Source organism: Xenorhabdus miraniensis, from assembly GCF_002632615.1.
The window spans coordinates 26921-39024 of record NZ_NITZ01000012.1 but is presented as its reverse complement, the minus strand read 5'-3'; the positions used below and the strand labels follow the sequence as shown (position 1 = coordinate 39024).

Genomic DNA, 12104 nt, shown 5'->3' with positions numbered 1-12104 from the left:
TCACGCCTAACAGTTAGATTGAGATCACAAAATTATTTCAAATAACTGTAAACACATTAGGTGAAAGGACAATGAACTACCAGAATGACGATATAAGAATAAGAAAAATAACGGAATTACTACCACCAGTTGCATTACTCGAAAAATTTCCTGCGACAGAAGATAGTGCTGTTACTGTTCGTAAGGCACGTGAATCTATTCATAACATTTTAATTGGTGAAGATGATCGTCTATTGGTAGTGATTGGCCCATGTTCAATTCATGATCCACAAGCTGCTTTAGAATATGCAAGTCGCTTAAATAAATTGCGTGAAGAGCTTAAAGCTGATTTGGAAATCGTTATGCGGGTTTACTTTGAAAAACCTCGTACGACCATCGGCTGGAAGGGATTAATTAATGATCCGAACATGGATTGTAGCTTTGATATTAATGATGGATTACGTATGGCCCGTAAACTGCTGCTCAGCATTAATGATATGGGGTTGCCAGCGGCGGGTGAATTTCTTGATATGATTACACCTCAGTACTTGGCAGATCTCATGAGCTGGGGCGCGATAGGTGCACGTACAACAGAATCTCAGGTTCATCGTGAACTGGCATCTGGGCTTTCTTGTCCGGTTGGTTTTAAAAATGGCACGGATGGTACAATTAAAGTCGCTATTGATGCCATTAATTCCGCTAGCTCATCGCATTGTTTCTTATCTGTCACGAAATGGGGCCACTCCGCGATTGTCAATACAACAGGTAACCACGATTGCCATATTATTCTCCGCGGCGGTAAAGAGCCGAATTACAGTGCCAAACATGTCAGTGCTGTTAAGGAAGGATTGGAGAAATCAGGGCTGCCTCCTCGTGTTATGATTGATTTCAGTCATGCAAATAGCGCCAAGCAGTTCAAGAGACAAATGGATGTGGGAGCCGATGTGTGTGGTCAAATCGCAGATGGCGAAAATGCGATTATTGGCGTGATGGTTGAAAGTCATCTGGTCGAAGGGAACCAAAATCTGGATAGCGGCGAGCCTTTGGTTTATGGTCAAAGTGTGACAGATGCCTGTATTGGTTGGGAAGATACGGAAACGTTACTTCGCCAGCTATCTCAGGCTATTCAGAGTCGCAGAAGCTAATTCATCACGAAAAAAAGCCGGAGATGATTCCGGCTTTCTACTAAATGTTTTTAACACTGTTTGCTTAGTGCTGTTTTTGCTTGAATCTTGGAAGATTACTTCGCTTTACCTTGGTTGGCTACAGCAGCAGCTTTTGCTGCGATTTCGTCAGCATTGCCCAGATAATAGTGCTTGATAGGTTTCATGTTTTCATCAAATTCATAAACCAGTGGCACAGCAGTTGGAATATTCAGCTCAAGAATTTCTTCTTCGCCCATATTATCCAGGTATTTCACCAGAGCACGCAAAGAGTTACCGTGAGCAGCAATGATGACTTTTTCACCTTTCTCTACGCGAGGCTTGATCACTTCTTCCCAATAAGGAACAACACGCTCAATGGTGGTTGCCAGGCTTTCTGTAACTGGGAGTTCTTCTGGTTTCAAATTTGCATAGCGAGGATCATGGCCAGGGTAACGTTCGTCATCTTTGGTCAAATCAGGAGGAGTGATAGCAAAGCCACGACGCCACAATTTAACTTGATCATCACCATACTTAGCAGCCGTTTCTGCTTTATCCAGACCTTGCAATGCGCCATAGTGACGTTCATTCAGTTTCCAGCTTTTTTCAACTGGCAGCCATTGCTGATCGACTTGGTCCAAAATATTCCACAGAGTGTGAATGGCACGTTTTAAAACAGAAGTGTAGGCGAAATCAAAAGCGAAACCTTCTTGTTTCAACAATTGACCTGCTTGTTGTGCTTCAGAGCGGCCTTTGTCAGACAATTCAACGTCAGTCCAGCCAGTAAAACGGTTCTCTTTGTTCCACTCGCTCTCTCCGTGCCTTACAAGAACCAGTTTAGTTACAGCCATAGCTTAAACTCCTATCAGTACTTTTTAATACGAAATGAAATGATCGCTGCGGGCATTATATGGCGCGAAAGACCAAAACGGCAAACAATAGTCTCGTAACACCTGTTTTAAATCATATTTGGTGACAGTAACGACAGAGACTTATTTGCTCAGGGGAGGAAAAGAATGTTTGATCTGAGTTGTTTTGAGTCAAATTGTTTTGAGTCAAATTGCTTTGAGCAAAATTGTTTTGATCAGAATTGTCATTCCCCATTACAGGGATGCAATTCTGATCAAGTAAAATTCAGCTTAGTGCATGACCCTTAGTGCATGACCACTGATTTTATCGGATAGGTGAAAAACAACAGATGTATCAGATTAAGTGAAAAATGGAAAGCAACAGCTACCCATAAACGACCACTCCACATCCATGTTACGCCATAAATTAAACCAGCCAATGTCGCGAAAGCCATCATCAAGCCGCCACCCGCAAAGTGAACTGCACCAAAAAGCAGGGAGGTGATAATCAGTGCTAAGTAAGGACTCATCCACTGGCTCAACTTTTGTTGAATATAGCCACGGAACAGCGCTTCTTCAGCAAGCGAAACAAAGAAAAGGTTAGCAAGGACAAAAGCAGGAAACCAGCTGGGTAGATGGAGTTCAACGGACAATCCACCTAACACGGTTGCAAGCCACAATAATGCCGGAATAGCTGCAATTAATAACGCCCATCCATGTGGGGGAGCATTAACCACAGGTTTCCGGGTAAACAAAGTGGGCAGGCAGAATAATAAGATGAATGGCAGAAGTGCCTTGTCAAAGTTGAAATACATTGAGAAAGGTGCGCTTAGTGGACCTGTCTGTACTTTGTCCAGATACTTGAGATTATGGAAGCCCGGAAGGTAATGTATAAACAGCAAAATACCAGAGATGACTAATACCACCTCTATGACAGTGCTAAGAACAAATTGTTTTTTGCAGTAAATGTGTGCTACACCCAAGATGGTAATCACTGTTAATGTGACTATGGCGGGGTAGGTAAGCACGTTAGTGCTGATTCCAGCAATGATAGCCAAGAACGCGATGAAAAAAGCAATTTTCTGGCGGCTATCCAAAAGCGCCAATGAAACGGCAAGTAATGCCCAAGCCATATAATTCCCTATTATCTTTGGAAAAAACAACGAAATAATCTAAAAATAGGCGGTGATTTTATAGCAACCGTTAAAAAATTCAAAAATAATAATAAAAATATCAAAAAATAGTATTTTATTTTACAAAATCATTGGTTGGAGGGATAACGGCAGAACCTTCTCTCACAGAGAAGGTTCACGGTATAGAAAGGGGGAGACTACAGAGCTTCTTGGAAAATATTGTCGGTTTCATATCGGTAAACATCACCGTCAGGAATAAATCTTAGGCGATGAGTAATACATTCTGGCGCATCTTCCTGATGATGAGAAACAAACAGAAGCTGCGTATCCCCATTGGCGATCATGATATCAATGAAGCGCAGGACCAGTTGACGGTTTAAGGGATCAAGCCCTTGTAATGGTTCATCCAGAATCAGTAAGGCAGGGTGTTTCACTAAAGCGCGGGCAATTAAAACGAGCCGCTGTTGCCCCCATGACAGGCTGTGGAATGGGCGGGTTGCTGTTTCCCCAGATAATCCCAGTAAATTCAGCCACTCATCAGCCAGTTGTTGTTGCCGATCTGAAACGGCTTGATATAGCCCTATCGAGTCAAAAAAACCAGAAAGGATGACATTTCTGACACTGATGCTGACGCGGTACTCTAAATGGATACTGTTACTGACATAACCAATATGGCGTTTAATGTCCCAAATAGTTTCACCACTTCCTCGTTGCCGGCCAAATAATATTAACTCATTACTATAACCTTGAGGGTGATCACCTGTAATCAAACTGAGTAGAGTCGATTTGCCGGCTCCATTTTCGCCAATGACCTGCCAGTGTTCATTAGGATTCATTTGCCAGTTCAGGCCGTGCAAAATGGGTTTGTCATGATACTGGACAATAACATTACGCATTGAAACTAATGGCTGATCGGTTGGAAGTTGTTCATCCGCACGGTATTCATCTGTTTCGGGAAGATGAATATTTTTCAGCCCTTCACTGTGTGCTAATTGGGCTATGAGAGATTCCGCCAAAATACTTTGTTTTTCTCCGGCTAAAGTCAGGTGACAGTCTGCTAATACACCGATTTGTTTGACAAAATCAGGGAGTTCATGGAAACGGGTTAAGATCAAAACTAAAGTAATGCCTTTTGCTGCCAGCGATTCCAATAATTGGGAAAGTTGGCCTCGTGCATAAACATCCAACCCGTCAAAAGGCTCATCAAGGATCAATAAATCAGGATCAGCCATCAATGCCTGACAAAGCAAAACTTTGCGGACTTCCCCAGTTGAGAGGTATTTGAAACGTCGTGAGAGCAGATCTTTAATGCCGAAATAGTTGGTTAATTCAAGGCATAACTCATTGTCTTTATGATAAAGCTGAATGATGTCTGCGGCAGTGCGCCCAGTATCTTCCTCGTCTTCACTGAGTAAATCAGTGTTGTTTCGTTGCCACTCCTCGTCGATGAGTTTTTGCAATTGTTCGAAAGAGAGGCGTATTGGTGTATGAAATGAGCAATAACGTTCCCCTGCCAGTTGAATTAATTCACCTGACAGAGCTCGAGCCAATGAAGATTTTCCACTGCCATTTGCGCCAATAAAGGCCCAATTTTCCCCAGAAATAATTTTCAGTGACGGTAGCCGCAGAGTACGGGTGTCACTTAAACGGAAACTACCTTGCGTTATTTGCAATTCAGACATTCTTCTTCCTTATTTAAGCAACATCAACTAAAGAATAATCAGAAATAAGCGTAATGATGGTCAATGTCAATGTGTAGTTGTCTGTTAATAGTTAAGGGGTAATGATTTTTGAAATCTATTGTGAGGCTCTGTTGAATATTGTCTTGCTGAAAGAGGAAAAGAACTGAAATTCCCCTGCCAGGCGGTTTATCAGGGGATATAAGGGAATAACCAGTCGTCAGCACAGAGTTGCAATAATCACTTTATCAGCATTGAAAAGTGCGGTGACGAGATCATTTGGTTGGAGTTTCAGGCGTTCCATTTCCTGATTAGGCAATGTAACACAAAGGGATTCACCGCCATTGAGCGTCAGAATAACTTCACTGTGTTCTGTTCCTGTTTCAATGTGGCTGATTTGGCTGGGCAGGGCGTTATCGTATGAAACGGAGGAGAGAGGCTCTTTAGTTAAGGCTATCCATGGAGCTTTAATCAACACCAGAACTTCTTTCCCTGTCACTAAATTTAATCGATTTGCACTCTGTTCCGTTAAGGCAGCATAGATTGATGTTTTTCCATCTGCCAGCAGGACTCGAACGTGTTGTTGGATATTTTCATGGTTGCGCTCAAGAATGTTGCCAAAAAATTGGTTTCGGGCACTGGTTTGTAATGAAAATCGAGAAATGGCGGCAAGCAGACTATCTAGGGGCAGCGAATCCTCTTTAAGAGCATCAAAAGCTTTTTGTTGAATTTTTGCCAGCAGATCATAAAGTTGTAACAGACGTTCGCCATAGTGTGTCAGTATGGCTCCACCCCCCCCTTTCCCGCCTGTGGCACGTTCTACCAATACTTCATCCGCGAGTTGATTCATTTCATTGATGGCATCCCAGGCGCTTTTATAACTTATCCCTGCTTGCTTTGCGCCCTGACTGATAGAACCGGTGATTTTAATCTGTTTAAGCAGCTCGATTCGTCGTGGATCAGCAAACAGGCGTTGCTGCAATTTCAGTGTTAACAATATTTCGGCTTGCATAGTGATTCATTTCGGGCAAATATTTGAGAGTTTTTATAGGATAACTATAAGAATCGCACGTTTCGTCGGTTACTGTTACTTTTTTATTGTCTAAAATGACTGGATAGTGGTCATTTATGATATGAGGTTTGTATGCTTGAATTGATTAAAAGTATGGGACTCGCACTGGTCATGATCCCTGTTGTGATGGTAGTGATTATGGGATTGATCTATGGACTGGGGGAAGTGTTCAACATCATTTCCAAAAGCGAAACAAAAGGCATTGAACAGTAATTTTGAGTTAATTGCCGCATTTCTACTATCTGGTTTTTCCCATAGGCTTGTATATTCTGGGTTCAGGCCGCTGACAAACCCCGTTTGAAATAACAGGGTTTGTTTTTTTAATTACGGCATAAAATCCATTTGACGCGTTTCTTTCCCCCCGACCAAATCACCGCCATCACGACCACCAGAATTGTTGCGGCAGGCATTAGCAATTATGATAAAACAGCATATGGCTCTGTATACAATACCTTTTCGCCTTCGTGTCACATTGATGAGTTATATCTATCTGCTGATATTTTTTCCTATTTTGATACTGCAATTTTTGCATTGAATTAATGCAAAAGCTAAAACTGGCTCACAACTTGCCGATTAATATCTGAATAGCATTTTCATTTAACGTTATATCTTGTTATATACGACGCACCATATTGATTCTCTAGGTGAATATAAAATGAAAAAGAAAGTTTATCAGCTACTGACTGGTGCCGTAGTTTCTTTTGCACTGGTTGGAAACGTTTGGGCAACAGATAAAGTGACAGTTTTTGCTGCTGCTTCATTGACTAATGCACTTGACGATATTGCTGCGCAATATAAGAAAGAAAAACAAGGAGATATTGTTGCTTCCTACGCTTCATCTTCAACATTGGCACGTCAGATAGAACAGGGAGCACCTGCCGATATTTTTATTTCTGCCGATCAACAATGGATGAATTACGTCTCTGATAAACAATTAATTGCTGAGAATACCCGCCATACCTTGTTGGGTAATCAGCTTGTCTTGATTGCCCCTAAAGAGAGTAAGTTGGAAAAAATCGATATCAATAAGGAAACAAAATGGAAATCCTTGCTGGCAGGTGGCCGCTTAGCAGTCGGTGATCCTGATCATGTGCCTGTTGGTATATATGCCAAGGAATCACTGCAATATTTGAAAGCATGGGATATGGTGAATCCACTGATGGCTCGTACCAACAACGTACGCAGTGGTATGGCGCTGGTGGAGCGGGCAGAAGCGCCACTGGGCATTGTCTACGGATCTGATGCAGTTGCCAGCAAAAAAGTGAAAGTTGTGGGCGTATTTCCACCAGAAAGCCACAAACCGGTGGAATACCCGATTGTGATAATCAAAGGTCATGAAAAACAGGCTGTGCGTGATTTTTATGACTACCTTAAAACCCCTGAAGCCGCTGAAATTTTTAAACGTTATGGCTTTAGTCCACTGTAGGAACTGATCTTTTGGAGATGTTAAGTGAATATGAATGGCAGGCAATTTTACTGAGCTTAAAAATCTCAGGAATTGCCGTGTTATTCAGTTTGCCATTCGGGATCTTAATGGCATGGATGTTGGCTCGTTGTCAGTTTTTTGGTAAATCCCTGCTTGACAGCATTATCCACCTGCCACTGGTATTACCGCCAGTGGTGGTGGGATATTTGTTGCTCATCAGCATGGGGCGTCGTGGAGTGATTGGTGAATTCCTTTATGATTGGTTTGGTGTCAGTTTTGCATTTAACTGGACGGGAGCGGCATTAGCTTCGGCTGTGGTGGCTTTTCCGCTGATGGTCAGAGCCATTCGGTTGTCACTGGAGAGCATAGACAGGCGTTTGGAGCAAGCTGCGCGGACACTGGGAGCAAGTCCGCTTAAAGTTTTTTTCACCATTACTTTGCCGTTGTCATTACCGGGCATCATTGTTGGTGTTGTGCTGGCATTTGCCCGTTCATTGGGAGAATTTGGTGCGACCATCACTTTTGTTTCGAATATACCGGGGGAAACCCGAACCATTCCTCTTGCCATGTATACATTGATAGAAACGCCCGGTGCAGAAACAGCAGCAGCACGTTTATGTGTAGTGGCTATTGTATTGGCGCTGGTTTCATTGATGCTTTCCGAGTGGCTGACCCGTTGGAGTAGAAAACGTCTGGGGGCTGCATGTTAGAACTGGATTTTGAGCAGCGTTTGGGTGAATTGCACATGCAGGTTGATACCACTTTGCCGACTGAAAGCATCACTGCCATATTCGGCCTTTCGGGAGCGGGAAAAACCTCATTGATTAATGTTATTGCGGGATTAACCCAACCACAAAAAGGCCGAATTGTCTTAAATGGTCGAACCTTAGTGGATACGGAGCAAAATATCTGTCTGCCAGCAGAAAAGCGCCGGATTGGGTATGTTTTTCAGGATGCACGTCTTTTCCCTCACTATCGGGTGAAAGGCAACTTACAATACGGCATGGCTCCGGAAATGAAACCGCAGTTTAGCAATATCATTGGCTTATTAGGCATTGAGCACTTGCTGTCACGTTTTCCTGCCACGTTATCTGGCGGAGAAAAACAGCGAGTAGCGATTGGTCGTGCATTGCTGACTGCGCCTGAAATCTTGCTCATGGATGAACCATTAGCTTCACTGGATTTACCACGTAAGCGTGAATTATTACCTTATCTCGAAAAACTGTCCGAAGATGTCAGAATTCCGATCCTCTATGTCAGCCATAGTTTGGATGAAATTTTGCGTTTGGCGGATAACGTGATTGTCATGGATAAAGGAAAGGTCAGGGCGACGGGCACATTAGAAGATGTTTGGTCGAGTAGTGCATTGCGTCCGTGGTTACAAAAAGAGAGCCTGAGCAGCATACTGAAAGTGTCTGTGATGGAACATCATCAGCGTTATCAAATGACTGCCGTGGCAGCGGCTGATAAAGCCCTTTGGCTACCACAAATTGATGCAGCTCCGGGAACTGATTTACGTATTCGCATTGATGCGTCAGATATTTCTTTAGTTTTGGAACCGCCAAAAGCAAGTAGCATTCGTAACACCTTGCAGGTAAAAGTCATCGAGTTTTTTGAAGACGGCGGGCAGGTTGATGTCAAATTGGCGTTGAGTGAACATTTCTTGTGGGCGAGAATTACCTCTTGGGCGCAGGAAGAGCTTAACCTGCGCGTAGGGCAATGGCTGTATGCGCAGATAAAGAGTGTTTCGTTAAATCGTCACTTATAAAATATCTGGGGAGCGTAGTCGGGAATAATACAATTCATGGCTGGTTCGCTCCCATTCTCCCATTGATGCTAAGGTGCTAAAGGCAATTAAAGTACATATTTCCGAATAACTTCAGCGATGCCGGGTTGGGTATTATCCTGTGTGACAAGATCTGCCCGCTCTTTGACTGCATCAACACCATTCCCCATAGCAACGCCAAGTCCGGCAGTTTCCAGCATACTAAGATCGTTATAATTATCACCGAAAGCAACCACATCTTTCATACTCATGCCTTGGGATTCTACCCATTGCTGTAAACGCATCCCTTTACTGTTACCTTTTTTGGCAATATCAACTTGGTCAAACCATGACCACTCGCACTCAAGGCCCACGTTTTCTGCAATTTGTTCGCTGATCTCATGTAGTTTCACGAGATTTGAAGAGTTGGTAGCAAATTTCCAGATAAAATTAACATCCTGAATTGCATCCTGAAAACTACTGGCTTGCTGGATATTGGGACGTTGATGCTCAGGTAAAGAGTCTGACCATGCAAGGGTTCGAGCTACAGTATGGGGAAATTGATATAAAATGGCATCATCAACATACATCAAATGCTCAATTTCCGTGCCTTGCAGATAAGAAAGCGCTTGATTGGCTTCTTGAATAGAAAGGGGATCCGAAGCTAATACCTTCTTTCCAGGGTAGTCATATGAATAAGCCCCATTACAGCAAATTGCAGGGGTATCGAGTTGTAGCGCTTGATAGAAAGGATGGATGGCGACATGATGGCGACCAGTAACAATTAAGACCTTGATACCAGATTGCCGGGCGTCATTCAGGGCACTCAGTGATTCTGGCAGAATACTTTTTTGTGGATCGAGCAATGTTCCATCTAGATCCAGCGCGATAACGCGATATGACATGAGTTGGCCTCTTGGTTGTCTATGGTGTAAGCAAAATGGGTAAGCAAATATTATACAGTAGTTAAAAATAGTTGAACTGTTATGTGAGCAGTCTAACAGACAAAAATTTTCAAGAGTCATTACAGATCAATGAAATGGTAATGAAGCATTAAGGAGAGAAAATGAAACAGGTGGTTTATACAGCCAGCCCGAATAGCCGGCAAATTCACGTATGGTCGCTTAATGTAGCAGGAGAGCTTTCGCTTCTTCAGACAGTAAATGCACCCGGTGAAGTACAGCCGATGGTAGTGCATCCTGATGGCAAACACTTATATGTGGGGATCCGCCCCCAATTCAGCATCGTCACTTATACCATCGGGGAAGATGGATGTCTTGAACAGCAGGCAATAGCCCCATTGCCGGGTAGTCCTACACATATCTCAACCGACAGAGCAGGGCGTTTTTTATTTTCTGCTTCTTACAGTTTCAATAACTTAAGTGTTCATCCTATTGATGAAAACGGTATCGTCAAGGCTCCGATTCAAGTTGTGGAAGGTTTGCAAGCCCCACATTCTGCCAATATTGACCGGGAAAATCGCCAACTACTGGTTCCATGCCTGAAAGAAGATCATATCCGTATTTTCAACTTGGATGGGCAAGGTTACCTGACCGAAAGCAGGGCTGATGAAATCACTACGGCAACAGGTGCGGGTCCGCGTCATATGGCCTTCCATCCGAAAAAGCCGGCGATTTATTGTATTAATGAGTTGGATTCAACCGTTGATGTTTTACGTAAATGGGAAAAATATCGCATTGTGCAATCGGTTGATTCCCTGCCAACGGATTTTTCCAGTGTTCGTTGGTCGGCTGATATTCACATTACACCGGATGGCCGCCATCTCTATACCAGTGAACGTTCAGAGAGCCTGATCAGCCATTTCCTTGTATCAGAAGAGGGTTATCACCTGACATTGGCCGGACATTACCCAACAGAAACCCAACCGCGTGGTTTTGCCATTGATCACAGTGGTAGCTTCCTAATTGCATCAGGACAAAAATCAGATCATATTTCAGTGTCACGCATTGACAAATATTCGGGAGAGCTCACCCAACTGGCGCGTTATTCGGTTGGCAAAGGTCCGATGTGGGTAACGGTATTAGCATTATAAACCTGAGTCGCGCTATCTTGGGCGCGGCAAATTTTATTTGCAATATTATGGACATGAATTGTGATCAATTACCCCCAGCCACACAGTTAACTGTGTGGCTGGGGGATATTCCTTTGCCACAGTACTACAAATTAAGCGCTGAAAATCAGAATCTATTTTTCATTAAATAGGTAATTGATTCTAGCATGATGGATTAATACAGTTTTCACTCAAATCAAGTTAAAACTCCCAACCCCTGATAAAACTATGGGGTACGTGATCAATATATGATTCTGAGTCGTAGAGTGCAAATCGCCTAAATAGATATTTCCTCTAAGTAGGCGCAGAATAATATTTCTTGGATAAATATAAAGTTGGAAGTTGAGCGGCACATTTATAATAGATTGAGCGTCTTTTACAATCCCACCAAGATGAATATGATTAAAATTTATCAGTGGGGTGTTATACCCTCCATAAATATAACCGTTAAAATTCGTTCTCTTTCCTGTGTTGAGTTCGTGTCCAATTATAGCAGGATAAGATGATACTTGGATAAAGGGATAACTTCCATATTGATAATAGGTGTTAATATTAAAAAATCCACTAACGAATTCTGGCTGTAACCGTACAGGAGATGTTAAAGACTCTTCCTTAAGATTCTCTGCAAACAGAGGGGCTAACTCAGGTTTTTCTTTCACCAGAGCTTCATAATGTGAAATTTCTTTCTCATAGCTATTTTTAGATTGTTCAAATATAGCCTGCATCTCTTCGTTAGAAGGATTAATTAAATTTTCATTATTCATAATATGCTCCTGTTTTATTTCAATGAATGTGATTTCTAGATTGAATATATCAGAGAATTTATTTTTAAGTGGCCTAACGTGCTAGAAATTGGTAACTAATATTTATCAGTAAGTGTTTTTTGAGAATATAGTAACGTACTTTTATTTTTTATCAGAAAGGCGAGTTAAATTATCAAAGGGATTATCTTAAAAATAAATGGCAGTCTTCTGTGAGAAATGGAAAAT

At 42.4% G+C, this 12104-nt stretch carries 12 protein-coding genes; 6 read left to right on the top strand and 6 right to left on the bottom strand.

Features of this window, described 5'->3' with window-relative positions; genetic code table 11:
* Positions 1-71 precede the first annotated feature (71 nt).
* Positions 72-1124: a 3-deoxy-7-phosphoheptulonate synthase AroG gene (gene aroG / locus Xmir_RS12465; protein ID WP_099114566.1), complete on the top strand. Its 1053-nt coding sequence runs from the start codon at positions 72-74 to the stop codon at positions 1122-1124.
* 95 nt (positions 1125-1219) lie between these two features.
* Here aroG and gpmA read toward each other — a convergent pair whose 3' ends face one another.
* From gpmA to modE, 4 genes are all read right to left on the bottom strand, one after another.
* Positions 1220-1972 (bottom strand): 2,3-diphosphoglycerate-dependent phosphoglycerate mutase, encoded by a 753-nt coding sequence (gene gpmA, locus Xmir_RS12460; protein ID WP_047963186.1) that lies wholly within the window; start codon positions 1970-1972, stop codon positions 1220-1222.
* 302 nt (positions 1973-2274) lie between these two features.
* Positions 2275-3102, bottom strand: a complete 828-nt coding sequence (locus Xmir_RS12455; RefSeq protein ID WP_099114565.1) for a CPBP family intramembrane glutamic endopeptidase — start codon at positions 3100-3102, stop codon at positions 2275-2277.
* 197 nt (positions 3103-3299) lie between these two features.
* Positions 3300-4784: a molybdate ABC transporter ATP-binding protein ModF gene (gene modF, locus Xmir_RS12450; RefSeq protein ID WP_099114564.1), complete on the bottom strand. Its 1485-nt coding sequence runs from the start codon at positions 4782-4784 to the stop codon at positions 3300-3302.
* Positions 4785-5001: 217 nt separating this feature from the next.
* On the bottom strand, positions 5002-5793 hold the full coding sequence (modE, locus tag Xmir_RS12445; RefSeq protein ID WP_099114563.1) for a molybdenum-dependent transcriptional regulator: 792 nt from the start codon (positions 5791-5793) through the stop codon (positions 5002-5004).
* Positions 5794-5925: 132 nt separating this feature from the next.
* Here modE and Xmir_RS12440 point away from each other — a divergent pair, with 132 nt between their 5' ends.
* From Xmir_RS12440 to modC, 4 genes are all read left to right on the top strand, one after another.
* Positions 5926-6066: an AcrZ family multidrug efflux pump-associated protein gene (locus tag Xmir_RS12440; protein WP_099114562.1), complete on the top strand. Its 141-nt coding sequence runs from the start codon at positions 5926-5928 to the stop codon at positions 6064-6066.
* A 442-nt stretch (positions 6067-6508) separates the two neighbouring features.
* A complete protein-coding gene (modA, locus tag Xmir_RS12435) occupies positions 6509-7279 on the top strand; it encodes a molybdate ABC transporter substrate-binding protein (RefSeq protein ID WP_099114561.1) in 771 nt (256 codons plus the stop codon).
* Positions 7280-7296: 17 nt separating this feature from the next.
* Positions 7297-7989: a molybdate ABC transporter permease subunit gene (gene modB / locus Xmir_RS12430; protein WP_099114560.1), complete on the top strand. Its 693-nt coding sequence runs from the start codon at positions 7297-7299 to the stop codon at positions 7987-7989.
* Positions 7983-9047 (top strand): molybdenum ABC transporter ATP-binding protein ModC, encoded by a 1065-nt coding sequence (gene modC / locus Xmir_RS12425; RefSeq protein WP_099114559.1) that lies wholly within the window; start codon positions 7983-7985, stop codon positions 9045-9047. The genes modB and modC overlap by 7 nt, the downstream gene beginning before the upstream one ends.
* Positions 9048-9133: 86 nt before the next feature.
* Here modC and Xmir_RS12420 read toward each other — a convergent pair whose 3' ends face one another.
* Positions 9134-9949 carry a pyridoxal phosphatase gene (locus Xmir_RS12420; RefSeq protein ID WP_099114558.1) on the bottom strand — a complete coding sequence of 272 codons (816 nt, stop codon included), beginning with the start codon at positions 9947-9949 and terminating at the stop codon, positions 9134-9136.
* 161 nt (positions 9950-10110) lie between these two features.
* Between Xmir_RS12420 and pgl the strand changes: the two genes are divergently transcribed.
* Positions 10111-11097, top strand: a complete 987-nt coding sequence (gene pgl / locus Xmir_RS12415) for a 6-phosphogluconolactonase (RefSeq protein ID WP_099114557.1) — start codon at positions 10111-10113, stop codon at positions 11095-11097.
* Between the two features lie 209 nt (positions 11098-11306).
* On the opposite strand, the gene Xmir_RS12405 is transcribed toward pgl, so the two are convergent.
* The gene (locus Xmir_RS12405) at positions 11307-11879 is read right to left on the bottom strand and encodes a hypothetical protein (protein WP_099114555.1); all 573 of its coding nucleotides are present in this window, start codon (positions 11877-11879) and stop codon (positions 11307-11309) included.
* Positions 11880-12104: the final 225 nt, after the last annotated feature.